Origin of the sequence: Pseudodesulfovibrio tunisiensis, from assembly GCF_022809775.1 — a bacterium.
Taxonomy (GTDB): Bacteria; Desulfobacterota; Desulfovibrionia; order Desulfovibrionales; family Desulfovibrionaceae; genus Pseudodesulfovibrio; species Pseudodesulfovibrio tunisiensis.
The window spans coordinates 1,950,065-1,973,555 of the sequence record NZ_CP094380.1 but is presented as its reverse complement, the minus strand read 5'-3'; the positions used below and the strand labels follow the sequence as shown (position 1 = coordinate 1,973,555).

The following is a 23,491-nucleotide window of genomic DNA, read 5'->3' as shown; positions in this document are numbered from 1 at the left end:
GAATCCGGCATGGGCCGGGGCGGATGTCCGCCCCGGCTTTTTTTGTTCATGATGTCAACTTCTCGTGTTGTCCGATGGTTAATTCTTGAAACAAAATGTAGATTTTTAGTTGACAAAAAGCGCGGAGAACGTTTAGAAAAGATTTCAACAAGACAAAACAAGGATCAACCCCTTGCGGGGCGATATTCGAGGAGGGTGAACACATGCAGGAACGGTTTTGCACATGCGGGCAGCGGCTTCAGGTTGTGTACGATCTGACCGGGTTCGTTCCCTGGGAAGCGTTGATCATGGCTCAGGGCCATGGGGACCCCATCAAGGTCTGCCCGTGCTGCGGCAGGCATCTGAGCATACATTTTCTGAGGTAGTCCTGTCCCTGACAAGCCTCTGATCGGCAGGCCCCGCAATCCCCGGGGGTCCAACCCTGCCTTCCCTGTTGAGCCGGACCGCTGTTCTCTCGCGAACAGCGGTCCGCTTCGTTTTTTGGAAAGGGGCGGAAATGCACTGCGGAGCAGGGTGTCCCTGCATCCTGTTTTTTCGTGTGATATTGTAGGTGAATCTTTTGCAAATCGATACGCGAAATTGTACTATGGTAAATAGTAGAAATCTTCCTCGCCCGGGCGAAGCCGGGCAATATGCTCTGGAGGCTCGATGAACTTCTTGAAATCTCATGTTCTTTTTCTTGTATTGATCCTGTGTGGCACATGTTTTCCCGCTTTTGCCTCGGATTCCGGGGCCTCTCTGACCGTCTACAACGGAGGCCGGGCTCTTGTGCACGAGGTCAGAACCCTGAAAATGGCCCGGGGTGTCGGCGAAGTCGTGATACCCGGAATGCCCCGGGGGATCGATCCGGATTCGGTGCTGATTTCCGGGCGCGACCTTTCGGTTCTGGACATGGAATACCGTTGGAATCCGATTTCCCCGGAAGCTCTGCTCAAGGCATATGTGGGGCGGGAGATTTCCGTGATTCTGCCTGATCCCGGGGATGCCGACGGCAGGGTGACGCGCAAGGCCACACTGCTTTCGGCCGGACCGGGAGGGCCGGTGTTCCGCATCAAGGACAGGATTTACGTGGGCAGGCACGAGGCCCTGATTTTTCCGGACCAGCCCGAAGAGCTGCAGGCCACCCCGGAGTTGGCCATGACCGTGGACAATCGGGGTGCCAAGGTGCGTCCCGTGGATGTGTCGTATTTTCTGGGCGGATTGGATTGGAATGCGGAATACGCTCTTCTGCTTGATGAAAAGGGCAACGGCGGACGGCTGGAATGCCGTGCGTCCGTGCGCAACGATTCCGGCTCTGCATTCAAGGGCGCGCATCTTCGCCTGATTGCCGGAGATGTGCAGCGGCAGGGCGGAGGGCAGCGCATGTTCAAGGCGGCCATGGCCATGAACGCCGAGGCTGCCCCGGCTCCGGACGTGGCGGAACAGGCCGTGTCCGGATATCACATGTATTCCGTGGACCGTCCGGTCTCCATCCCCGCGCGAGGCGTGAAGCAGATAAGCCTGTTTTCCGCATCCCTGCTGAATCCGGAGCGTGAATACGTGGCGGTCTGGAACGGCATGGGTCGGAATTCCGGGGAAATCCGCGAGCCGGTGCGCATGAATCTGGCTTTCGACAACATCAAGCGGAACGGGCTGGGCATTCCCCTGCCTGCCGGGATCGTCCGGGTGTACGATGCGACGGACGACGGGGTCCGCGTGTTGGCTGGTGAATCCCGCGTGCCCCATGTCGCGAGTCAGGCCAGGGTGAATCTTGCGCTGGGCGAGGCGTTCGATCTGGACGTGCGCCGGGTGCAGACCTCCTTTTCCAAGGTGGCGAAAAACGAGTACGCCGTGGCCTGGAAGATCGTGCTGCGCAACGGAAGTGATTCGGAAAAGACGGTTCTGCTGCGCGAACGGCTCGGAATGGACTGGGAAATCACGAAGTCCAGCATGGAGTTCCGCAAGATGGACGCGGCCACTGCGGAATTCGTGGTGAATGTTCCGCCCTCTGATCGGGGTGGGCAGGTTGAAGTTACGTATACCGCGACAATTCGTCATTAAGTGCGCGGCCGGCAAATCCGGCGGGTGCGCACCAAGGAGGCGTCATGGCTCAGGTGGAACGGGTCGAATTGAAAACGCTCAAGGATTTTTATGCGCTCATGGGCGCGACGCGCGAAGTGCGTCACGATGCCGTGAGTCGGATTCTGGACGGCCGTCAGGCCCGGGACGATGCCGCCCAATCCCTGAAGAATGCCCTTGCCAGTCTGGAGGATGTGCCCGAACTGGAGGGACGCAAGGAACTCGCCCTTGATCGGGAACGGAAGATAGCTCTGGATATGGCCTATGAAATCAACGAAATGAAAAAGGATCTCATCTACCTTGAACAGGGAGAGCAGGCCTTTCTCGATCATCTGGCAGACTTGCATCCCGGATTCCGGGATTACGTGGCTCAGGGGCAGGCGATGCTGGACGGTCTGGACCTCAACTGTCTTGTTTCGGATCGGGACGGCACCGTGAACAATTACTGCGCTCGGTATCTGACCTCGGTGCAGTCCATCTACAATGCGGTTTTTCTGGCCCGGTTCGCCCGGTCCGGAGCGACCAGCCCGGTGATTCTTACCTCCGCCCCCATGGACGGACTGCGCCAGATGAGTGTGGTACCCGAGGGTGAGTTCTATTACGCGGCATCCAAGGGGCGCGAGTGTCTGGATCTGGAGGGACGACTCAGGCGGCTGGCCATTCCGCCGGACAAGCAGGCGGCCATGGACCGCTTGAATCGGAGACTGGAAGAACTGGTGGCCAAACCCGAGAACGAGAAATTCACCCTGATCGGGTCGGGGCTGCAATTCAAGTTCGGCCAGTCCACCGTGGCCCGGCAGGACATCAACAAGTCCGTTGCCGAAGACGAGTCCGACGCGTTCATGGCCGAACTGGAACGGCTCGTGGCCGAACTCGACCCCGAACATGCCTGTTTTCGCATCGAGGATACAGGGCTGGACGTGGAGATCATCCTGACCGTGGAATCCTCGGGCGATGAACTCAAGGATTTCGACAAGGGTGATGGTGTGAAATATCTCAATCGCGAACTTGGTCTGGAAATGCATCGCGGACCGCATCTCATTTGCGGAGATACGAACAGCGACGTGCCCATGCTGGAGGCGGCGCTGGATTTGTCCCGCGATGCCAAGGCCATTTACGTGACGGACAAACAGGACCTGGCGCAACGGGTGCAAAGCCTCTGCCCGGACGCGGTCATCGTGCCGCAGCCGGACATGCTGGTCACCATTCTGGGCACCCTCGGGTAGCCCTCACGTCGACACCTCAACTCCCCGACAGGGAAAAGGAGCGAACGTGGCTGTCAAATTGAGTGGCGTAGTCTTTGATCTCGATGGAGTCATCACGCGGACCGCACGGGTGCATGCCCAGGCGTGGGAAACCGCGTTCAACGAGTTTCTCAAGAAAAGGGCCGACGAAAAGAGCGTGCCTTTCGAACCGTTCGACAGGACGCATGATTACCTCAACTACGTGGACGGCAAGCCCCGGTTCGAAGGCGTCCTGAGCTTTCTGAAATCCCGCAACATCCGCCTTGATCCGGGCACTCCGGAAGACGCTCCGGGATTGGAGACCATCTGCGGCATCGGCAACTACAAGAATGATCTGTATCAGGAAATCCTGCGGCGTGAAGGTCCGGAGGTCTTCGACACTTCCGTGGACCTGATCAAGCAGCTCAAGGACATGGGCGTGAAGGTTGGCGTTGCCACATCCAGCCGAAACTGCCTGCTCGTGCTTCAGCTCGCCGGGCTGGAAGACCTGTTCGATGCCCGGGTCGACGGCATGGTGTCCGCAGAGTTGAACCTCAAGGGCAAACCTGATCCGGACATTTTCGTGACCTGCGCAAAAGAGATGGGCCTGCATCCCGGTCAGTGCATCGTGGTGGAGGACGCCATATCCGGTGTTCAGGCCGGGCGCGCCGGAAATTTCGGCATGACGCTCGGCATTGCCAGAAACATTGCGGGCGAGCTGCTCAAGCGGTTCGGCGCGGATCTCGTGGTTTCCGATCTGGGCGAAATCACGGTGGACGATTTCGAGGAATGGTTCGATACGGGCATGGCCACGGACGAGTGGTACCATGTGTACAGCGGATTCGAGCCGGGCGATGAAAAGCTCCGTGAAACCCTGACCGCAGTGGGCAATGGCTATCTGGGTACGCGCGGCGCATACGAATGCGAATGCGCGTCCTACTACTTCTACCCGGGAACCTACATTTCCGGCATCTTCAACAAGGTGCCGAGCATGGTGCAGGGCCGGGAAATCTACAACAATGATTTCGTGAACTGCCCGAACTGGCTGCCCGTGGAATTCAAGATCGGAGCCGGCGAGTTCGTCAGTCCGCTTTCCATGGAAATCCTGAGCTATTCCCACCGGCTGAACATGCGTGAAGCCGTGATGGAACGCGATCTTGTGGTCAAGGACAAGGTCGGGCGCATCACGCGCATCTCCAGCCGCAGGTTGGTCAGCATGGCGGACGCCCATTTGTGCGCACTTCGGTTCGAGGTCATGCCCCTGAACTATTCCGGTAAGATCACGTTCCGATCCTCCATCGACGGCAATGTCACCAACGGCGGCGTGCCCCGGTATTCCAAGCTCACGTCGAATCATCTGTGCCGCGTGGCCGGAGGCAAGGCCGGGGATGGCATCTTCCTGCATGTGGAAACCAGCCACTCCCGATATCAGGTCGTCATGGCCGCCAAGACCATGCTGCTGGAAAACGGCAAGCCTCTGGACATGCGCAAGAGCGTGTTTCAGGAGAAGGCCAAGGTCACCGAGGAAATGCAGTTTCTGGCCTTGGAAAACACCAATTACTGCCTTGAAAAGTATGTGTACGTGCGCACTTCGCTGGACAAGACGCCCGGCAATCTCAAGGAGATGTGCGTGGACGCGCTGGGAGGCGTGAAGACCTTTCAGGGCGTTTTCGGACCGCATGCCAAGGCGTGGAAGGGCTTGTGGCAGAAGGCGGACATGCGGGTCACGGGCGACAGGTTCGTGCAGCGCGTGCTACGGTTGCACACCTATCATCTTCTGGTCACGGCCAGCCCGCACAATGCGGGACGCGACGCGGGCATGCCTGCGCGCGGTCTGCATGGCGAGGCCTATCGCGGCCACATCTTCTGGGATGAACTGTACATCCTGCCGTTCTTCGACGCCAATTTCCCGGAAATATCCAAGGGACTGCTGCTCTACCGGTACAACCGGTTGGACGCGGCCCGCAGATATGCGCGGGAGAACGGCTATGAAGGCGCCATGTATCCATGGCAGACTGCGGATGACGGGTCCGAGGAAACGCAGGAGGTGCACTACAATCCCGAGTCCAAGAAATGGGACCCGGACCTTTCCCGACGGCAGCGGCACGTGTCCATCGCCGTGTTCGTCAATGTCTGGCGCTATGTTTCCTGGACCGGAGATACGGCCTTTCTCAAGGAGTACGGCGCGGAAATGCTGCTGGATATCGCCAAGTTCTGGGGCTCCATCGCGGAATTCGACGAAAACGATGGTCGGTTCCACATCGCCGGGGTCATGGGGCCGGACGAGTTCCACGAAGCCCTGCCCGGGTCGGATGTCCCCGGGCTCAAGGACAATGCCTATACCAACATCATGGTCGCCTGGCTCATGGAAAAGGCGCTTGAGGTCATGAATGAGATTCCGGCCAAAATGCTTGAACGGCTCAAGGCCAAGATCGAATTGACCGATGACGACGTGGTCAAGTGGCGCGGCATGACCGAGAAGCTGAATGTCATCTTCACCAAGGACGGCATCATCAGCCAGTTCGATGGCTACATGGATTTGGATGAGCTGGATTGGGACGACTACCGCAAGCGGTATTATTCGATCCATCGCATGGATCGCATTCTCAAGGCCGAGAACGATTCGCCGGATCACTACAAGGTGGCCAAGCAGGCAGATACCCTCATGACCTGGTACGTGCTTGAACCCGAGGAGGTCTCCCGGATTCTGGGCAAGCTCGGCTATGCCGTCGATGATCCGCTCAAGCTGCTCAAGGCCAACTACGACTTCTACGAAAAGCGCACCAGTCACGGATCAACTTTATCCAAGGTGGTGCATTCGGTTATCGCGAAGTACATCTATCCAAGCGATATTGCATGGGATTGGTTCATGGAAGCCATGGAGAGCGATATTTTCGACTCGCAGGGCGGAACCACGCCGGAGGGCATTCATACCGGCGTGATGGCCGGAACTCTGGAAGTCCTGAAGCAGGATTTCGCGGGCCTGAATCTGTCGTCCGATCCCATCAGTGTGTATCCGGACCTGCCCGAGCACTGGGGCGAGCTGTCCTTCAGTTTCGTGCACCGCAAGGTCTGGTTCGACATCCACATGGATCACAGATCCGTGAAGATGACCGCCTACCACAAGGGCGACGTATCCATTCCGGTGGTCATCTATGACAGGAAAATGGAAGTTGCAGCCGGGCAAGACCATCGAGGTCGCCAAGCCGAAATAGGGAAGGATGAAGAAACAAGCAAAAAGGGAGGAGCCGGAAGGCTTCTCCCTTTTTACGTCTGCTAGCGGGGACGGAAGGTGATGCGTCCTCTCGTCAGATCGTAAGGGGACAGCTCAACGGTGACCGTGTCCCCGGGCATGACGCGAATGCGGAACTTGCGCATCTTGCCGGAGATGTGTGCGAGAATGGTGTGCCCGTTTTCCAGTTCCACGCGGAACATGGCGTTGGGCAGAGCTTCCTCAACGACGCCGTTGACCGTAATGCCTTCTTCTTTTGCCATTTTACCTCCTCTTTATGTCCAAGCCGAGGCTATCCGACAGTGTATTTTGCCGGATTTTGCCGAATACAGCCAGCAACCCGGCACCTCCACCCTCTGGGCAGAGTCCGGGCTGTTCAATGGTTATTTCTGATGCAGAACTTTTGCAGGAAAACGGCAACCCGTTGAAATCAAGATCTGTTTGCCGGTCCAAAGTTCCGATGCGATCGGATTTTTCCATCCAGAAGCATGGTGGACGGGCCAATCGCTCTAACCGCCTACGCCGAAGCATGCCCCCGAGTCAAGCAAAAACAGGAGAATGGGGCTGCCTTCCCCGGAATTGGGAGATGAATCGAAAATTGCTGGTTCTACGCCGCTTGCATGGGATGTGTGAACTTGAAAGGCTCGCATGGCGCCGTAGAAGATTGCTGAAATGCCGGGAGTAGCCCTGTCGGAAGAGAGTACTCAGGGGAAACAGACAAAAAAGTTGTCATCTCTTTTGGGCCACCCGAAACAGAATGGGGATCCAAGGGGCCTTGCTCCTTGGCGGGTTCGGGCAGCGCCCGGCCTCCCGGGAGGGGCGCCGAAGGCAAAAAAGGCGTCCCGGTTCACCGGGACGCCTTTTCCTATCGCAATACTGGCGGTGAACTAGTCGTCGAAATCGCCAGCCGGGCCCTTGTCCGTATCGATTTCCGCGGCACGGGCCTTGATTTTCTCTTCAGTCCACTCGGCCGGGTTCTCGAACCGCTCGACCTTGGGGCCGAGGTCATGGGAACCGGCCTTGAGAATGACGTCGTAGGCTATTTCCGCAGTGCCGTCGGCGTGGAACACGTTGACGAGCAGGTCGTAGACGAAGTCCTCGGTGATGGCGACCATGCGTTCGCGGATTTCCGCGGGCTGTCCCTGCATGCGGCGTTCAAAGGGCAGGTTGAGCTTCTTGTAGTTGCCGCCCTTGATGTCGTTTTCATCGGCATAGGCGACCATTTCGTTCCAGAGGGCTTCGGAAAGTCCCTTGCCCGCTTCCTTGACAAAGGCCTCGCCGTCCATGATGGCGTTGCCGAATTCATTGACCTTGACGCCCCAGCCTACCATCTGCAGGGCGGTGGCCACGTTGGCCTTGGTGGTTTTGGTCTGCTCGGCGATCTCGCGCAGCCGCTGGGAATCATTGCCCGAGGTGCCGTGCTGGGCGCCGGAGGTGCCGTAGGGCACGAGGGCCTCGTGAATTTCGGCGGTCAGGCCGACCTGGATGCCGGTGCCGGAGGCCTCGATGCCGTGGGTGGTGCCGTTGTTCAGGGCGATCCAGTCCGGGCACATGCCGTGGGCGTTGAGTCCCTGCACCAGGAACTTGGCCTCCACCGGGGTGGACAGGCCGAACTTGCCCTTGATCTCGCCGATTTCGGTTTCGTAACCGGCCCAGCCCGGGATGACCGGGGCGAGCGCGATGTTTGCGAGCAGGTTGAGATCATCGGTCATGTGCGAGGCGTCGATGGCGATGGAGGTGATGCCCGCGTCGAACAGCGTGGGAATCTCCACCAGCGCCTCGGCCACGTGATCCCACTTCTTGAGAAAGTAGTGGTCGGCGTGGATGGCCACGGGCACGGTGATGCCGAGCTTGTTGCAGAGGTAGTCCACCCTGCGGGAGATGTTCCACATGGTGGTGGGGCAGTAGGTGGACTCGGAGCGCGCGATTTCGATGATCAGGGCTGCATTGGCCTTTTGCGCGGCACGCAGTGCACCTTCGATCACGAAGATGTTGCGTCCGTTGGCAGCGATGGTCATTGCCTTGCCCTTGGCGAGCATGGCGCGGTCGATCACCTTGCCGCTGACGATGAGAGCCTTGGAATTGGGGAAATTTTTGACGACGTTCGGCGGGCGGCCGACAGCGAGAGCTTTATTGAATGTATCCTGGGTCATTGGCCCATCCTCCTTGCAATATTGTGTGCAACCCTAATTAAAACCAAAGACTGGCAAAAGTCAAAACGATTCCCCGGATGTCCGTGTTGGGCATGCCGAGAAAAGGGAGGGCGCCGCCATCGGCGCCCTCCCCGGTGCAGGCAAGATTCGGACGTCGTGTCAGACCGTTGCGGCCTGCCTGCGAATGCGCTTGGCCGCGACCTTGGCTGGTCTGGGTCTGCGCTCCATGGCTTCCAGCGGCGTCAGGGTGTACCCGAGCTCCCTGGCCATGAATTCCAGGACGGATACGTTGTGTGTCACCTTGACGATGTCGAACATGGTTTCCGCGCCCAGCTTGGCATGCGTGTCAAACGGGTTCAGTTCGCGGAGGAGGGTCGAATACGGCTTCTTGATCCGCGAGCAGATCTCTTTTGCCGGAATTCTTCCTTCCAGAACAACATCCTGCATCTTCTTGGTCAAATTCTTCTCAAACATGTTTATCCCCCCACATGTTGAAAATTTTGCCTTATATTCAGTATTACACTTTCTGGGGAAAAGTGGTCAACAAAAAAACGGCAAAAGTGGCAAGAAAATGCCAAAATAACACATGAACAACTCCTCATGTGGAATAAGTGAGGTTGGCTGTGGAATATTATCGGACAGAAAGGGAAAAACAGAGAATCATGCAGTTTGCGGTATCGGTTCGGAAATAGTCGGCTTGGTCAACCATGCGTTGCAACAGGACAATTCCCATGCCGCCGGGCGTACGCGAGTTCATGTCCGCAGGAGTGGGGCGGGGCGTATGCTCAAGAGGGTTGAAGGGCTCTCCATGGTCCGTGAGTCGGACGCAGAAAAGCGGAGCTCCGGTTTTTTCCCGTTTCGTGAAGCAGTCGACCGAGACCGTGCCCGTCTTCTCCGGGTAGGCATGGGTGCAGACATTCATCAGGGCTTCCTCGAACGCGAGTTCGATGCGCGTGAGCTGGGCGGCAGACGCCCCGGCCCTGGAAGCGCATTGCAGAACATGGGAACGGAATTCCGGAAGAATGCCGGGAACGGCCCGGGCCGTGATTTTCGAACTGTGATGCGCGTCAGACGGCAACGGCGGCTTCCTGATTCGGATGGATGGAGAACATGGCGGCAAAGCCAGAGACTTCGAAGACCTCCAGTACCATGCCTTGCAGACCGCAGAAGCGGATGTCTCCCTTGTTCGCCTTGAGGCGCTTGGCCGTGGCCAGTATGGACCGAAGCCCTGCGGAACTGATGTATTCCAGACCGGAGAGGTCGGCCACGAGTCGGGTGCCGGGCGTGCTCAGGGCCGAGCATTCGCGTTCGAATTCCGGGGCCGTGACCGCGTCCATGCGGCCGGATACGCTGACAACGAGAAAGCCGTTTCTGGTTTCGCTGGTGAGTTGCATGAGGATTATTCCTTGTCTGGGCATGCTCCGCAATACTGCATGGCGAGCATGGTTATGTCGTCGGACTGTTCCGCTCCCTCGGTGAATTCCTTGATGGCCGCGTCCACCTGACCGATCAGGCCGGACGCTTTCATGCCCTCGGCCGAGGAGGCCAAATCCATGAGCCGCTGCTCGGAAAAGAGTTCGCGCTTCGGATTCATGGCCTCTGTCACGCCGTCCGTGTATACGAACAGGATATCGCCCGGGCGCAGGGTCATGACGTTGGTGGTGTATTCCATGCCCTGCATGACCCCGGCAACAGGTTCACGCGAGGGTGGAATCCATTCCGGGTCGCCGTGGCAGGGCACGAGGAGCGGCGGATTGTGCCCGGCGCTGGCATAGCGTGTTTCGCCGGTCTCGATGTTCATGATCGCCAGAAACAGGGTCACGAACATGCAGGATTCGTTTTCCTCGGACAGGTCGCTGTTGACCTTGGACAGGATTTCGCCGGGATCAAGACCGCGTTCGGACACCACCTTGAGCAGGGTCTTGGTCACGGCCATGAAAAAGGCTGCGGGAACGCCCTTGCCGGAGACATCGCCAACCAGAAAGCAGAAGTGGCGTTCGTCCACGAAAAAGAAGTCGTACAGATCGCCGCCCACTTCCTTGGCCGGTTCGATGGACGCGAACACATCGAATTCCGGGCGGTCCGGAAAGGCCGGGAAGAGCTTGGGCAGGATGCCCATCTGGATTTCCCGGGCAATGCGGAGTTCGGATTCGATGCGTTCCTTGGCCGCCGTGGTGTTCGTGAGATTGTCGATGTAGGCCCTGAGGTCGCGCTTCATGATGTGGAACGAGTCCGCAAGATCGCCCACCTCGTCCCGGCTTTTGATTTCCGGCAGTTGCAGCTCCAGATTGCCGGACGCGATTTCCAGCGCCGCGCCGGACAGGTCGCGCAGGGGGCTGGTGATGGAGCGGGCTATCCAGATCACGGCAGCGGCCAGCAGCAGGAACCCGGCCAGCCCGATGAGCAGCATGTCCCGTGTGAGTTCCTGAACTCCCGCAAGCACGTCGTCCCGGGCGAACAGGATGCCGAGGGACCAGCCTCCGATGGGCAGGGGCGTGTAGTAGAGAAAGCTGTCCCTGTCGTCCTTGACGCTCTTGCGGGCCACGAATCCGGTTTCCCCGTTGATCATGGCCTTGCCGATCGCCCGGATCGAGGGATCGTTGCGCTCGACTGCGAGGGAGAAGATGGTGTGGCTCATGACCTGCCGTTCCATGGGATGATAGACATAGGTGCCGTGCTTGGAGAGCACCACGGCGTAGCCGTTCTCGTAGAGCCGGATGTCGGACACGTTTCTGCGCAGCCATTCCAGGGAAATGTCCGCCGTGCACACGCCCGCGAACACGCGCTTGCCGTTTTCCGTGCGATAGAAGGGTACGGAGTAGGTGGTCATGATGACCCCGCCGCCGCCCTCGTCGAAATAGGGTTCGGTCCATGCCGGGTGGTCCAGCTCCTTGGGCACCTGATACCAGTCCATGTAGAAGTACCGATAGTCCGGGCCGCCCAGCATGGTGAAGGCGGTGCGTCCCTGCGAGCGGTACCAGTAGGGCGAGAAGTAGAGGTGGTCCTTGCCCAGTGCGAACGGTTCGAACGCGATGGCCATGCCGAATATGTCCGGATTGTTTTCCAGAATGCGGCGGTTCATGGCGATGATGTCGTCACGGGTCAGATTCGCGTCCTCAAGGGCGATGGCCATGTTTTGCACGGTGCGCTCGATGGGCACCAGTACCTGACCGAACTGGTGCACGGTCTTCCGGCCGAGGTTGCGGACGTTGCGTTCGGCCTCGCGTACGATGATGTCCCTGGAAACCTGATAGTTGTATGCCAGAACTGCAGCCAGCACGAGCAGGGCGGTCCCCAGCACGAGCAGGGCGAGCTTGGCGGCGATGCCCGTGTTTCTAGTCATGGGGCACCCCTTTGTAGAAGGCTTCGTAGGCTGGCGCGGAGCGGATGAAGCCGGTTTCCAGCAGGGTTTCGGTCACGCGGCGGAAATCCCGGCGGGACAGTTCGCCAAGGGGAACGGTTCCGTTTTCCGGTTGGATGATGTCGCGCATCCGGTCCAGCATCCAGCGCTGGTGCACGTGGTTCAGGGGCAGTCTGGCCTCGGTCATGTTGCGGAGCACGATGTCCAGAGCCTCGTGCGGGTGGGCAAAGACGTATTCCCATCCTTTTGCCGTGCCCTGCACCAGTGCCTTGCACGCCTCGGGACGTTCCTGCCACGTGGATTCCATGCAGTACAGGCCGTCTTCCGGGAAATTCAAATCCATGTCGCTGAAAAAGAAGGGGACCAGCTCGTCCTCGTCCACGCCGTGCATGATCAGCTTGTGGTATTCGTTGTACCACATGGCCGAGGCCGCAGCCACGCCGCCTCTGAGGAACAGGTCAAGGGTGGATGTCTGGGGAATGAGCTGCGTGCGGATGTTCAGCCTGCGGAACAGGGCCCTTGGCTGGAGCTGGAACTCATTGGCCCAGATGCCGACCTTTCTGCCGTTCAGGTCGGTTGCTCCGGTAATGCCTGTTCCCTTTCTCGCCACCAGCATGAGCGCGGATTTCTGCACGAACTGGCCAAGGCAGATCACGGGCATGCCTGAAGCCCGGTGCTCGATGGCCGTGGCCAGAAACATGGAGCCGAAGTCGGCGCGGCCTGTTTCCAGACATTCCATGGCAATGCGGTCCGGTCCTCCCTGCATGATTTCCAGATCAAGACCGAGTTCCGCGTAGTACCCTTTCTCTCTGGCCACGTAATAGCCGGCGAACTGGGCCTGATGTGTCCATTGCAGGACCAGACGTGCCCTTTCCATGGCCGGGGCCGGGCCTGCGGTCAGCACGGAGAGGATAATGAGAACCGCGGCAAGCGGACGAAAGGGGACGAGCGGGCGTGCCTGCATGATCATCGTCTCCTCTGCACCGCGTTCAGGAACTGGGTGGCGCGCTCCTTCCAGATCGTGCCGCCCATTTCCCCGCGCCATGCCAGTCCGGGATTGATTTCGAAAATGTAGGTGTCGCCGATGGTGCTGTAGAGCAGCGCCTGTTCGCGGCGGAGTGATTCCGCTGCCGCGCGCAATGCCTCCGGGGAAATTTCCAGAGCGGCCAGCAGGGTCGAGGATTCCGCCACGGCGATGTTTTCCAGACGTATCCGGGACAGGACGCGCATGAGCAGCCGCAGGGCCGTGCGGTCCAGAAGCATGTTGCCTGCCAGCTCGGCCAGCGCATGCTGGTTCATGGTCAGTCGTGCTTCCTCGGCCTGAACCCGGCGGCGGAGGTCCTTGGGCCAGCCGTCCACGCCACTGTGCAGGAATGCGTAGTCCACGTAGCCGTTCGCTTCCAGAAAGTACTGGAGCCAGCGGACTTCCGTGGCGTTTTGATCCAGAAAGAGCAGCCGTTTTTCCATCCAGATGCGCGAGTCGATCATTTCCAGCAGGCTGCTCATGGGAATGTTTCTGAGCCCGGGAATCCTGGGTTCGAATTCCCGGTGATAGCGGGAGCGGATGTCGATGACCACGGCATCGGGCAGGGCCGCGCGTTCCGTGAACGCCTCACGGGAGAGGAGGCGGCGTTCGAACATGCGCGGCGGGATCATGCGTTCGGGGCGGGCCGGAGATTTGCCGAGAAGGTAGGAATGTTCCGGTTGTGTGGATATCCAGGCGAAGATGCCTGCATCATAGGCGAATACGTTGGCAAAGCCCATGTGCATGGCTTTGCGCACGGCTTCATATACTTTGCTGTCCGTGGGACCGTTGGCGTAGAAGACGAGGGGGGCGGCGCTGTTCAGGCCGCGTAGTCCCTTGAGGCCGAGTCGGAATTGGCCATCCGCAAGAGGGATGCGCTTTGCCCTGGCCATGTGGGCGACGTCGAATTCGAACCGGGTGCGGATGTCGATGATCACGGCCGAATCATAGACCTCGGCCAGTTCGCTGGTGGAAATGCTGGCCACGCCCGGATAGAAGGGCCGCAGCGGAAATTCGTCCTGCCCGAGCGCCGGGAATGCGGCAAGCAGCAGCACGGCCAGGGCCGGGAAGAGGATGCGCGGGGCCGGAAGTCGTTTGCGTGTCTGCATGTCCGTATTGCCTGATCTTTTTTTGATTCAAACGACGATAGACCCAAGACGGAAGGAATGTCCAGAGTTGGGCTGGGCCCGGTCAGAAGATGCCCATGCGGTCCACGTAGCCCGAGAGCGAGGCCAGTATTCTTGTCGTGGCTTCGTGGTTGCGGTCTTCCGAGGCATCCATCAGGGCCGTGCCGTAGCCGGACAGGGACGGCAGGCCCATGGTCTCGCCCATTTCCGCCAGAGCCTGCGCCGCCTGTGCCACATCGGCGAAATCCCCGGCATCGCTGGCCGAGAACGCCTTGTGCAGCCATGAGCGTATCCGGTCCATGTCCTCCGGCCTGTCCGCTGCCGAATGCGCGGACAGGGATGAATTGCCGCCCGTGAACGCGGTGATGATCTCGAACAGATCGCTTTTCTTCACGGGTTTGGGCAGGTGGTGGTCCGCTCCGGCCTCGCGGCAGCGGTGGGCGTCCTCGGGCTGGGCATAGGCGGTCATGGCCACGATGGGGGTCCGGTTCCTGTCCGTGCGTTCCTCCATGTCGCGGATGGCGCGCATGGCGTCGAAGCCGTCCATGACCGGCATCTGCACGTCCATGAACACGATGTCGAAGGCGTTCTGCTCAAAGGCGCGCAGTGCTTCCCTGCCGTTTTCCACCAGAGTGAGGGAGCAGGGCGTGTCCTTGAGATAGGTCTGGATGACAAAGGCGTTGTATTTGGAGTCCTCGGCCAGAAGTATGTTTCGTCTGGGCAGGGAGTGCTGGCCCGGGGGCTGGGGCGCGTCCTCGGACGCCATTTGCGAGGGCGGGGTGTCAAAGGTCAGGGTCACGTGAAACGTGCTTCCCTTGCCCGGGCGGCTCTCCGCCCATATCCTGCCGCCCATCATTTCCACGAGCTGGCGGCAGATGGCCAGCCCGAGCCCGGTTCCTCCATACTCCCGAGTGGTCGAACTGTCGGCCTGCGTAAAGGAGTTGAATACCGAGGACAGCTTGTCCGTGGGAATGCCCACCCCACTGTCCTCGATGGAAAAATGCAGGGTTGCCGGAGTCGAGCCCGGCTCCCGCTCCACCCTGAGGCGGATGCGGCCCTGATGCGTGAACTTGACCGCATTGCCCAGCAGGTTGCCGAGAATCTGGCCCACGCGCGTGGGGTCGCCCCGCAATGTGTCGGGCACGTCCCGAGCAATGACATACTCGAAAGTCAGCTGCTTTTTCTGGCTCTGGCTCTGGGTTCGACAACGGAACAGGTGCGATCCACGAGTTCGGACAGGCTGAACCGGGTATGCTCCAGATCCATTTTTCCGGCCTCGATCTTGGACAGGTCCAGAATGTCATTGAGAATGCCGAGCAGGCTTTCCCCGGCCGAGCGGAAAACCTGCACGTAGCGGGCCTGATCCTCGCTCAGACGGGTTTCCCAGAGAATGTCGGCCATGCCCAGAATCGCATTCATCGGCGTACGGATTTCATGGCTCATGCTGGCCAGAAAACGGCTCTTGGCCAGATTGGCCACCTCCGCGGCCTGCTTGGCCTGCCGGACTTCCTCAAGGGCGCGGTTCAGGGACACGTTCTTGCGCTTGAGTTCCTCGGTGCGTTCCTTGACCTTGCTTTCCAGCGCGCTGCGATGGGACTCCAGCTTGACGTTCGCGGCCTGAAGGTCCTCGATGAGGTGGCGAACGGATTCGCGCATGTCGTCAAAGGCCCGGGCAAGATTGCCGATTTCGTCCGGAGCCGAGGTGTCCACCGGGGCATCCAGATCGCCGTCCGCAATGGCCGTGGCGGACTTTTCCAGTTCGTGAAGCGGGCGGAACAGCCTTCGGCGTGCAAAGGAAAGCGTGGTCTGGGAAATGGCCAGAATCAGGGCCAGAGCCAGCACAAGGGACACGCCCGCGTTGAACAGGATGTCCTCCCGGATGTGGCGGGTGGAAACCGCGAGGTTGAAGGTGCCGATCCAGTCGCCGAATTTGCGGATTTCCACGGTATGGGTGATGAACCCGGCATCCTTGCGGAACTCCTGGAATGCCCGGCCGGCAAAGGCGGGACGCGAGCGCGAGGCCATGATCTCCCGGCCCGTGACCACCTGTGCATAGACAATGGTGTCGTCCTGAAACAGGGCGTTGATGAAGTCGCGGACCGAGGCGTGATCCACCTGCCAGACCGCCGAGGCCAGACTGGTCTCGGCCAGCCGGGATATGCCGTTGATCCGCTCCTCGGTCTGGCTGTACAGGCGGTAGCCGTTGAATGAAATGATGGCCGAGGCAAAGAGCATCACCACAAGAGCGATGATGGAGGTCTGGGCAAAGCGGAATCGACGCATGAGCGTTCTTCCCGACCCGGGACGGGAGAGCGCGTCGCGATCAGGCATGTCGCTGTCTGGCTTGATGGTCATGTCCTTCATTGCATATTGGTTTTCCCTGTCCAGCGCAACATTCCGGTCCGTTTTCAGGGTTTCTCCCGATTTCGGGCCAAGGCCCTGATGCGGTCCGCATGCAGCCGTGCGTCCATGTACTGGGCTATGGCGGCCACGGCCTGATCCGAGGTGCGGAACACGCAGACCTTTTCATCCTTGAGATGATTCACCAGCGGATCGTACTGATGTCCCGCATCCACCACGGCCACCACGGGCACGTCGAGTTCCGGGACCAGCCGGGTCATGCGTGCGGCAATGGAGCGTTCGTCGTCCAGACTGCGGGTCGCGTTTTCCGGGTTGATCAGGGTACGCATGACCGGGGACATGGGGTCCAGTCCCACCACGACCGCGTCCACGTCGGGATCGTTGGCCATGATGCGCACGGCCTCGGCATGCGCCTCGTCGTCCGCGCCCGGGGTGATGTCCAGAGGATTCTTGATGGTGACCAGCGAGTCGAGTCCCTTGGATCGTATCAGCTCGGCAAGGGCCGTGCAGGTTGCCGGGCTCGGTACGGCCAGCTCCATGCGATAGTCGTCGGACCGGATGGCGTCGGCCATGCCCACGGCCTCGAATCCCGCGCCGGAGACCGCTGCCAGCCTGTTGCCGCGTACGGCCTTGTGGTGCAGGCGCTCGGCCAGCAGAAACAGGTTCTCGAATTCCGTGAAGCTGCGCGCCACGACGGCTCCGGCCTGACGCACGCAGGATTCGCAGACCATGTAGTCCCCGGCAAGGGACGCGGTGTGCCCGGATGTGGCGGATTTGCCCTCGGGCGTTCGGCCCGCCTTGTACACGATGACCTGTTTGTCCGCGAGCACGGCTCGACGCACCGCACGGCAGAAGGCCAGTCCGTCCATGTCGTTGAAGCCCTCGGCATAGATTGCGATCACGTCCACTTCGTCGGAGTCCGCGAACCAGGCCATCATGTCTCCGAGCGTCAGATCGGTCTGGTTGCCCACGGACACCATGTAGGCCGGATTCAGGCGCGGGCATTGGGAAAGCCGGGTCAGCATGAATGCCCCGGACTGGCTCACGAATGCCGCGCGATGGTGCTTGCCCGGATTGAGCGGCGGCATTTTTTCCTTGGGAACGAACCATGTGTCGTAGCCGCCGGGTCGGGAGATCACGCCCATGCAGTTGCCGCCCAGAAAGACCGGGCCGCCGTCAGGCTCGGCATGCGCTTCGCCTATGCGGCGGATTACGGCCCTTGCGCGTTCCCGGCTCTCCTCGGTTTCGCCCATGCCGCCGGGGATGAGCATGACGCTGGCGGCCGCGTCCCTGCGGATGACCTCGTCCACGAGGTCGGGCACCTGCGTCGATTTCACGGCCACCACGAGCAGGTCCACGCGATTGCCGAGGGAGGCGATGTCGGGCACGCAGTGCACCGAGTCGATCTCATCCGTGCCGGGTTTGATCACGGTCACGTTTTTTTGGGGAAACCCCTGTGCCAGAATGTTGTTCAGGATGATGCGTCCGAAATTCATGCGCGAGCCGGATACGCCGATCACCGCGATGGTTTCCGGGTGCAGCAGGTTGCCGATTCTCGCCACGGGCCGTCCTGCACCGCACTGCGCAGGCAGGGAGAATCGGCACAGGCCGTCCAGAGGTACCATGAGATAGTCCGTGAATGCGAACGGGTTGATTTCCAGTTCGTCGATCACGAAGGGGGCGGCCGGGTTTTCCGGAGAATAGTGGTTGGCCATCTCGATGAACGAGGCAAAGCATTCGATGAGCTGCTCGTCCGTGACAATGCGGCGCTGGCCTCGCGTCAGTCCGGCGAGCTTGCGGTAGGATATGGTGGATTTGAACAGCTCGAAGAACGCGCAGCCGTCGGTCATGGCCGTGGACGCGGCGACCACGGCCTGTCCCTTGCGGAATCGGCTGGCGTAGAGTTCCGTGTCCGTGCCGCCCAGTCCCGCGCTGATGATCATGCCGAATTCCCGGGTGCGGCGGATGCCCACGATCAGTTCGTTGCCGAATGCCTCGGAGTCCGGGGGCATGTAGCGCACCAGAAGCACGCCGTGAACGTCCTCGGCAATGGCCGCGACAAGGGCATCGCCGGAAAGTCCCTGATATTCCGCCGGGGCATGGGCCGGGTCGCGTTCGATGACCGAAGCAGCGTTTTCCGGCACTTCGTAGAGCATGCGGCGCATTGCGGACCGGATTTTGTCCGGTTGGTTGTCCACGATGCGCACGCCTCCGGCCTCGGTCTTGTGCACGATGGTTCGGGACACGATCTTGAGCACGACTCGGTCGCCGGGCATGGAGGCCAGTGCCTGATCCGAGGGCTTGGCTCCCCGGGCCAGGAACTGCGTGCCGGGCGGAGTCTCCGCCCCGGAAAAGCGGAGCAGGTCGTACACTTCATATTCAAAGAGGGAGTCGCGTCCCTGTTCGCGGGCGTGTTGGAAAAGGCCGGTCACGGCCTTGTAGTCTATTGTCGCGTCAATGTCCTGAATCGGTTCCATGCCAGCCTCCGTGCAGGAAAGGGAATGGCATGAAGGGTACGCCACCGTGCGCGTCGCGGTCAACGGATTCGCGGTTGTCCGGCTGCAAAAAAAGGCTGCCGAGAGACTCGACAGCCCGTGGAAAACGAAATGAGAGGCGTGCTAGTAGGTGGCGGTTGCGGAAAAGGCGAGAAATCCCACCAGCCCCATGAACAGGGCGAGCACGAACAGGCCGCCGGAAACCAGAATGGCCACCCACGGAACCCAGGAGTTCACCCCGCCGATGGACCCGAGATAGTTGGGGTAGTCTGCGGGATGGTAGGTCTTGACCTCGATGATCTTGCGCGTGGCGAACTTGAAGTACAGGTCGTTGGCCAGAATGGGCCACGCGATCCATGTGATCATGTTCAGGTACGGGATGCAGAAGGAGATGAAGCACAGGAACGACCAGAAGTACATCTTGCGATACAGGAACCACCAGAAGCTGAAAAAGAAGCACGGCCAGTTCCAACCCGCATGGACGCCAACGGGCATGGCCGAGTAGATCATGAATTTGGGAAGGAACTTGTGCACATTGCGATTGACGAACGCGGCGTACTCTTCATTGGTGGGCAGGCCGGAACCCGAACCGTTCGTGTCCATGCTGTTTCTCCTGATGCGTGTGTGACGCCGGTACTTTCCGGTGAATGCAGCGCACTATAGTCAATGGTAAAATAAAGGTCGAGTCATTTCAGGGACAATGTGGCTACATCGGGGCCGGGCAAAAAGCAATGGGGCCGGATTGCTCCGGCCCCGAAAAGTGGCCGCCCGTCCTTCCCGGTTCCCCGGGATTCCCCTTGGGCGTGGCGGCAATATGCTGTCTGATCCCGACTGGCTAGACGGCTTCCGCCAATTCGTTGCTGTGCAGGGTGTAGCCCATTTCCTCGGCCATAAACAGCAGCGGACGGATGTCGTTGGTCACCTTCATGATGTCCAGCAGGGTTTCGGCTCCGAGCTTGGCGCTGGTGTCGAAGGGATTGATTTCACGCATCAGGGTCGAGTACGGCTTGTTGATCTGCTCGGCCACATGCTTGGCCTGAATGCCGCTGTCGAGGATGCAGTCCTGAACCACCTTGGTTACGCTCTTCTCAAACATGTCGCCCTCCCTGTTGGGATCATTGAAAATGTTCGAAACTTCTGCCAGACATTAAGCAACCCCTGTGCCAAAAAAAGTGTGAAAAGTGTATTTCTTGTAAAAACTAATGGTTATAAAAAGTCTAAACTTTTCAGGATGTTTTTTGTCTTTGAAAGGAAGTGTCGCATTGCTACAGATGCGACATGGTGTCGCATCTAAAAGATGTCGCATGCGACAGTTTTGCGACGGCAGTTCGGGAGAAAAAGGACAAAAGTAAAGGGAGCCGTGGTACGGCTCCCTTTTGATGCCCGGGTAGGTGGCCCGGGCAGACCGAACTGTGAACTAGGCTAAGGCAGGGATGGTTTGCGGTCCAATTCCTGCGGTCGGTTGGAGGTGACCGATCACGTTCGGTTAGTCGTCGCTGGCGGCCAGAGACCTCCAGGACGCAAACGAGGTGAGAGAGGAATGAGGATGCCTGTTGCGGCGTCCAAGTATGAAATCCATGCGTCTGCTCGCGTTTTTTGCAGAAGACATGGGAATTTCCTTATGCTTCGCCTTGGGCGGTTTCGGCCTGTTCGGCCGTGTCGGTTCGCAGGCTGCGGATCACGTGTTCCACGGTCTCGGCGTAAATCGTGCCGGAGTCGTAGGGCGACAGCAGGTTGGTGCGGACCGCGCCGACAATGTTGCCGTAGATGATCAACGCCGCCATTTCCGGGGTGTGCTTCCGAATGACGGTACCGTCGTCCATGCCGCGCTGCACGCACGACTGGAGCACATCGATGAAAACCCGGAACTGCTCGGCCACCTTGCTCGCGTCCACGCCCGGCTCGATATGGCTGAAGGGCGAGCAGCGCAGAAGGATCGGAAACCGTTCGCGCTCCTCCATGGTGAAGGCGAAATAGGTGGTCATGTACGTTTCCACGGCCCTGATGCCGGACTCGGAATTCGCAGTGGCGGTTTCCAGAGTGGCGATGAGCCGTTGGGCCATGTCGTATCCGGCGGCCAGAAACAGGTCCTGCTTGCTGCCGAAGTAGTGGGAAACCAGTCCGAAGGACACACCCGCGCGGTTGGCCACGCCCTTGACCGTGGTGGCTGAATACCCCAGTTGGCCGAAGGCCTCCTGAGCCGCGAGAAGTATGGCTTCCTTTTTCGTCATGGTCCTTCCTGTTTTTTGAACGGGTGATTGATTGTCCAATCAGTCCGACAAGGCCGAGTTAAGTTGATTGATCAATCAATGTCAAGGATAATCTGTCTCAAGGTGTGATTTTTTTCTCAATCCACACTGGCCGCGGACTGACGGACGGTTGAGCTGAAAAGGCAAATCATGATATGCGGAAGGCTATTCCGTGTGAAGCGACTACTGCATACCTGTTGGGAGGACGGAGATGGGAAGAAACAAAGTGCGGGACGCGCGTGAACTCGGCCGGGCCGAGGTCGCCGCTTTTCTCAGGGAGTTGGCCGCGAGTCTGGAAGGTGGCGAGGTGGTCCTTGCCGGGAAGGACAGGGAATTGCGTTTCGGCGTTAGCGAGACCGTGGAGCTGGAAGTCAAGGCCCGGACAAGGAAGGACAAGGCCCGTTACGCTGTTTCCCTGAGCTGGAAGCTGCCCGGGGATGCGCTGGTCGAACGCAGGGCGGCGACGCCGCCTGCCACCAGAAAAAAGGCGGCGCCCCCCGCAAGGAAGGTCAAGGCCGATCCTCCGGCGGAAAAGGTCGAGGCCGCGCCTCCGGCGAAAAAGGCTTCGGCAGAAAGGAAGCCCGCCGGGAAGGTTGCGGCCGAAAAGGCTTCGGCCGGCAAAGCCGACGGAAAAAGGACCGCGACCAAAAAAGGCTGCGCCAGCAAGATCGAAGCCCGCTGCGAAAAAGCCGGCTGCGAAAAAGACGGCATCCGCAGACAAGTGACATGATTGGAATCAGGAAAAAAGACAGCGGCTCGGAAACTCTTTTCCGGGCCGCTGTCGCATTGGTTCATTCAGGCTGGACGAATCAGGCTGTGGCCGTGCGCAGCCTGCCGCGAATTCCGCCGACAATGGCGTATACCACCGGGGTGTCGCAGGCCGCGATGAGCATTTTGACCAGCCATTGGCCGATGATGATGTCCACGACGGGCATGACTCCGTAAAAGGCCACGGTCACGAAGATCACGGAATCCAGAAACTGGGAGCACATGGTGGACAGGTTGTTGCGCAGCCACAGGTGGCGGCCCTGCATGCGGTCGCGCAGGAGATGGAACAGCCAGACATCGTGCTTCTGGCTGACCACGTAGGCGAGCAGGGATGCGGCCACGATGCGGGGCGTGGACCCGACGACCTTGGCAAAGGCTTCCTGTCCGTTCCAGAACACGGCTCCGGGCCAGTGCACGGACAGATAGGCCAGCCCTGTGGCCATGATCAGCACGGCGAATCCGCAGGCAACGGTTTCCTCGGCGCGTTCCCTGCCCCAGATTTCGCCGATGGCGTCGGACACCGCAAAGGTCAGGGAATAGGCAAGGACTCCGGCGGGCACGGCCAGCCCGAATACCGTGATGATCTTGCTGGAAATGAAGGCTGCCGCGGTCAGTCCGCCCATGAACAGGCTCACGAGCAGGGTGTAGGTCTTCCGTTCGAAACGGGTCATGCGTGTTTCTCCTTTGGATGAACAGTCCGAAAGCGTGGCCGAATCGGCCTGCCGCTGGCGGGAAGGAACAGTCCCGGGCGGCTTTCCTGGTCACAGGATTCAGGGCTTGCCATCCCGGACCGGAAAAGTCAAAATCGCGCCCCTGACAAATCACATCAAGGTCCGCTGCACGCACCCGGCTTTTCCGGGCGGGCGGCGTGGGCCCAAGGAGAAACCATCATGACCACCAAAAGCCAGGATCAGACTGTGCATCTGAAGACCCTGGGCAAGGGCGGCCAGACCGAGTACCGGCTTGAAGGGCCGGATGCCGCGATTCTGGAAACCTTTCCCAACAACCATCCGGGACGCCCCTATGTGGTGAGCATCGAATTTCCGGAATACACCTCGCTCTGCCCCATGACCGGGCAGCCGGATTTCGGCACCATCATCATGGAATACGTGCCCAACGAGCGCGTGGTGGAATCCAAGAGCTTCAAGCTCTACATGTTCGCCTATCGCAACCACAAATCCTTCATGGAGACACTGGCCAACAACATGCTGGACGATTTCGTGGAGGCGCTGGACCCGCTGTGGTGCCGGGTGAAGGGATTGTTTGCTCCGCGCGGGGCCACGCGGTTGCACGTGTTTGCCGAACATTTTCGCGATAGCGGGCCGGACATGGATCATGTCCGCGCCGTGGTGTCGGAATGGAAGCGGGAGAACGGTCGGCATCAATCCTGACCGTGGTCCGATGAATGAGGCAAAGGCTGTCCGGAAATTCCGGGCAGCC

21 protein-coding genes are annotated in these 23,491 nt (G+C 59.7%); 6 read left to right on the top strand and 15 right to left on the bottom strand.

Annotated elements, in window-relative coordinates:
* Nucleotides 1-203: 203 nt before the first annotated feature.
* The 4 genes from MPN23_RS09720 (at nucleotide 204) to MPN23_RS09705 (ending at nucleotide 6,561) form a co-directional block, all read left to right on the top strand.
* On the top strand, nucleotides 204-365 hold the full coding sequence (locus MPN23_RS09720) for a hypothetical protein (protein WP_243544013.1): 162 nt from the start codon (nucleotides 204-206) through the stop codon (nucleotides 363-365).
* Between the two features lie 283 nt (nucleotides 366-648).
* Nucleotides 649-2,040 carry a DUF4139 domain-containing protein gene (locus MPN23_RS09715; protein ID WP_279388665.1) on the top strand — a complete coding sequence of 464 codons (1,392 nt, stop codon included), beginning with the start codon at nucleotides 649-651 and terminating at the stop codon, nucleotides 2,038-2,040.
* 44 nt (nucleotides 2,041-2,084) lie between these two features.
* Complete coding sequence (locus tag MPN23_RS09710; RefSeq protein WP_243544011.1) at nucleotides 2,085-3,284, top strand: trehalose 6-phosphate synthase; 1,200 nt, start codon at nucleotides 2,085-2,087, stop codon at nucleotides 3,282-3,284.
* Between the two features lie 46 nt (nucleotides 3,285-3,330).
* The gene (locus MPN23_RS09705; protein WP_243544010.1) at nucleotides 3,331-6,561 is read left to right on the top strand and encodes a beta-phosphoglucomutase family hydrolase; all 3,231 of its coding nucleotides are present in this window, start codon (nucleotides 3,331-3,333) and stop codon (nucleotides 6,559-6,561) included.
* Here MPN23_RS09705 and infA read toward each other — a convergent pair.
* The 14 genes from infA to MPN23_RS09635 all read right to left on the bottom strand — a co-directional run bounded on the left by infA (nucleotide 6,558) and on the right by MPN23_RS09635 (nucleotide 21,265).
* Complete coding sequence (gene infA, locus MPN23_RS09700) at nucleotides 6,558-6,776, bottom strand: translation initiation factor IF-1 (protein ID WP_243544009.1); 219 nt, start codon at nucleotides 6,774-6,776, stop codon at nucleotides 6,558-6,560. The two genes, MPN23_RS09705 and infA, sit on opposite strands and share 4 nt — an antisense overlap.
* A 624-nt stretch (nucleotides 6,777-7,400) precedes the next feature.
* Nucleotides 7,401-8,666, bottom strand: coding sequence for a class II fructose-bisphosphate aldolase (locus MPN23_RS09695; RefSeq protein ID WP_243544008.1), 1,266 nt, complete (start codon nucleotides 8,664-8,666; stop codon nucleotides 7,401-7,403).
* Nucleotides 8,667-8,825: 159 nt separating this feature from the next.
* The gene (locus MPN23_RS09690) at nucleotides 8,826-9,140 is read right to left on the bottom strand and encodes a phage regulatory CII family protein (RefSeq protein ID WP_243544007.1); all 315 of its coding nucleotides are present in this window, start codon (nucleotides 9,138-9,140) and stop codon (nucleotides 8,826-8,828) included.
* A gap of 157 nt (nucleotides 9,141-9,297) precedes the next feature.
* Nucleotides 9,298-9,744, bottom strand: coding sequence for an ATP-binding protein (locus MPN23_RS09685; RefSeq protein WP_243544006.1), 447 nt, complete (start codon nucleotides 9,742-9,744; stop codon nucleotides 9,298-9,300).
* On the bottom strand, nucleotides 9,734-10,060 hold the full coding sequence (locus MPN23_RS09680; protein ID WP_243544005.1) for an STAS domain-containing protein: 327 nt from the start codon (nucleotides 10,058-10,060) through the stop codon (nucleotides 9,734-9,736). Before MPN23_RS09680 ends, MPN23_RS09685 begins: the two co-directional genes overlap by 11 nt.
* 5 nt (nucleotides 10,061-10,065) lie before the next feature.
* Nucleotides 10,066-12,009 carry a SpoIIE family protein phosphatase gene (locus MPN23_RS09675; protein ID WP_243544004.1) on the bottom strand — a complete coding sequence of 648 codons (1,944 nt, stop codon included), beginning with the start codon at nucleotides 12,007-12,009 and terminating at the stop codon, nucleotides 10,066-10,068.
* Nucleotides 12,002-12,991: an ABC transporter substrate-binding protein gene (locus tag MPN23_RS09670; protein WP_243544003.1), complete on the bottom strand. Its 990-nt coding sequence runs from the start codon at nucleotides 12,989-12,991 to the stop codon at nucleotides 12,002-12,004. The genes MPN23_RS09675 and MPN23_RS09670 overlap by 8 nt, the downstream gene beginning before the upstream one ends.
* Nucleotides 12,992-12,993: 2 nt before the next feature.
* Nucleotides 12,994-14,160 carry a rhodanese-like domain-containing protein gene (locus tag MPN23_RS09665; protein WP_243544002.1) on the bottom strand — a complete coding sequence of 389 codons (1,167 nt, stop codon included), beginning with the start codon at nucleotides 14,158-14,160 and terminating at the stop codon, nucleotides 12,994-12,996.
* A gap of 82 nt (nucleotides 14,161-14,242) precedes the next feature.
* Nucleotides 14,243-15,322 carry an ATP-binding protein gene (locus tag MPN23_RS09660; RefSeq protein WP_243544001.1) on the bottom strand — a complete coding sequence of 360 codons (1,080 nt, stop codon included), beginning with the start codon at nucleotides 15,320-15,322 and terminating at the stop codon, nucleotides 14,243-14,245.
* A gap of 26 nt (nucleotides 15,323-15,348) precedes the next feature.
* Complete coding sequence (locus MPN23_RS09655) at nucleotides 15,349-16,533, bottom strand: histidine kinase dimerization/phospho-acceptor domain-containing protein (protein WP_243544000.1); 1,185 nt, start codon at nucleotides 16,531-16,533, stop codon at nucleotides 15,349-15,351.
* 53 nt (nucleotides 16,534-16,586) lie between these two features.
* Nucleotides 16,587-19,016: an acetate--CoA ligase family protein gene (locus tag MPN23_RS09650; RefSeq protein ID WP_243543999.1), complete on the bottom strand. Its 2,430-nt coding sequence runs from the start codon at nucleotides 19,014-19,016 to the stop codon at nucleotides 16,587-16,589.
* A gap of 141 nt (nucleotides 19,017-19,157) precedes the next feature.
* Entirely contained in the window at nucleotides 19,158-19,637 is a 480-nt protein-coding gene (locus MPN23_RS09645) for a hypothetical protein (protein ID WP_243543998.1), read from the bottom strand.
* Between the two features lie 232 nt (nucleotides 19,638-19,869).
* Entirely contained in the window at nucleotides 19,870-20,130 is a 261-nt protein-coding gene (locus MPN23_RS09640; RefSeq protein ID WP_243543997.1) for a phage regulatory CII family protein, read from the bottom strand.
* A gap of 523 nt (nucleotides 20,131-20,653) precedes the next feature.
* Nucleotides 20,654-21,265 carry a TetR/AcrR family transcriptional regulator gene (locus MPN23_RS09635; protein WP_243543996.1) on the bottom strand — a complete coding sequence of 204 codons (612 nt, stop codon included), beginning with the start codon at nucleotides 21,263-21,265 and terminating at the stop codon, nucleotides 20,654-20,656.
* 229 nt (nucleotides 21,266-21,494) lie between these two features.
* On the opposite strand from MPN23_RS09635, the gene MPN23_RS09630 reads away from it, so the two are divergent.
* On the top strand, nucleotides 21,495-22,013 hold the full coding sequence (locus MPN23_RS09630) for an amphi-Trp domain-containing protein (protein WP_243543995.1): 519 nt from the start codon (nucleotides 21,495-21,497) through the stop codon (nucleotides 22,011-22,013).
* Nucleotides 22,014-22,092: 79 nt separating this feature from the next.
* On the opposite strand, the gene MPN23_RS09625 is transcribed toward MPN23_RS09630, so the two are convergent.
* Nucleotides 22,093-22,722: a queuosine precursor transporter gene (locus MPN23_RS09625; RefSeq protein WP_243543994.1), complete on the bottom strand. Its 630-nt coding sequence runs from the start codon at nucleotides 22,720-22,722 to the stop codon at nucleotides 22,093-22,095.
* A gap of 219 nt (nucleotides 22,723-22,941) precedes the next feature.
* Here MPN23_RS09625 and queF point away from each other — a divergent pair, with 219 nt between their 5' ends.
* Complete coding sequence (queF, locus tag MPN23_RS09620) at nucleotides 22,942-23,442, top strand: preQ(1) synthase (protein WP_243543993.1); 501 nt, start codon at nucleotides 22,942-22,944, stop codon at nucleotides 23,440-23,442.
* Nucleotides 23,443-23,491: the final 49 nt, after the last annotated feature.

Coding starts and splice junctions, on each gene's coding strand:
- queF (WP_243543993.1), top strand. CDS start 22,942: ATGACCACCAAAAGCCAGGATCAGACTGTGCATCTGAAGACCCTGGGC.
- MPN23_RS09670 (WP_243544003.1), bottom strand. CDS start 12,991: ATGCAGGCACGCCCGCTCGTCCCCTTTCGTCCGCTTGCCGCGGTTCTC.
- MPN23_RS09655 (WP_243544000.1), bottom strand. CDS start 16,533: ATGACCATCAAGCCAGACAGCGACATGCCTGATCGCGACGCGCTCTCC.
- MPN23_RS09675 (WP_243544004.1), bottom strand. CDS start 12,009: ATGACTAGAAACACGGGCATCGCCGCCAAGCTCGCCCTGCTCGTGCTG.
- MPN23_RS09710 (WP_243544011.1), top strand. CDS start 2,085: ATGGCTCAGGTGGAACGGGTCGAATTGAAAACGCTCAAGGATTTTTAT.
- MPN23_RS09680 (WP_243544005.1), bottom strand. CDS start 10,060: ATGCAACTCACCAGCGAAACCAGAAACGGCTTTCTCGTTGTCAGCGTA.
- MPN23_RS09635 (WP_243543996.1), bottom strand. CDS start 21,265: ATGACGAAAAAGGAAGCCATACTTCTCGCGGCTCAGGAGGCCTTCGGC.
- MPN23_RS09695 (WP_243544008.1), bottom strand. CDS start 8,666: ATGACCCAGGATACATTCAATAAAGCTCTCGCTGTCGGCCGCCCGCCG.
- MPN23_RS09640 (WP_243543997.1), bottom strand. CDS start 20,130: ATGTTTGAGAAGAGCGTAACCAAGGTGGTTCAGGACTGCATCCTCGAC.
- MPN23_RS09625 (WP_243543994.1), bottom strand. CDS start 22,722: ATGACCCGTTTCGAACGGAAGACCTACACCCTGCTCGTGAGCCTGTTC.
- infA (WP_243544009.1), bottom strand. CDS start 6,776: ATGGCAAAAGAAGAAGGCATTACGGTCAACGGCGTCGTTGAGGAAGCT.
- MPN23_RS09650 (WP_243543999.1), bottom strand. CDS start 19,016: ATGGAACCGATTCAGGACATTGACGCGACAATAGACTACAAGGCCGTG.
- MPN23_RS09690 (WP_243544007.1), bottom strand. CDS start 9,140: ATGTTTGAGAAGAATTTGACCAAGAAGATGCAGGATGTTGTTCTGGAA.
- MPN23_RS09665 (WP_243544002.1), bottom strand. CDS start 14,160: ATGCAGACACGCAAACGACTTCCGGCCCCGCGCATCCTCTTCCCGGCC.
- MPN23_RS09645 (WP_243543998.1), bottom strand. CDS start 19,637: ATGGACACGAACGGTTCGGGTTCCGGCCTGCCCACCAATGAAGAGTAC.
- MPN23_RS09715 (WP_279388665.1), top strand. CDS start 649: ATGAACTTCTTGAAATCTCATGTTCTTTTTCTTGTATTGATCCTGTGT.
- MPN23_RS09630 (WP_243543995.1), top strand. CDS start 21,495: ATGGGAAGAAACAAAGTGCGGGACGCGCGTGAACTCGGCCGGGCCGAG.
- MPN23_RS09720 (WP_243544013.1), top strand. CDS start 204: ATGCAGGAACGGTTTTGCACATGCGGGCAGCGGCTTCAGGTTGTGTAC.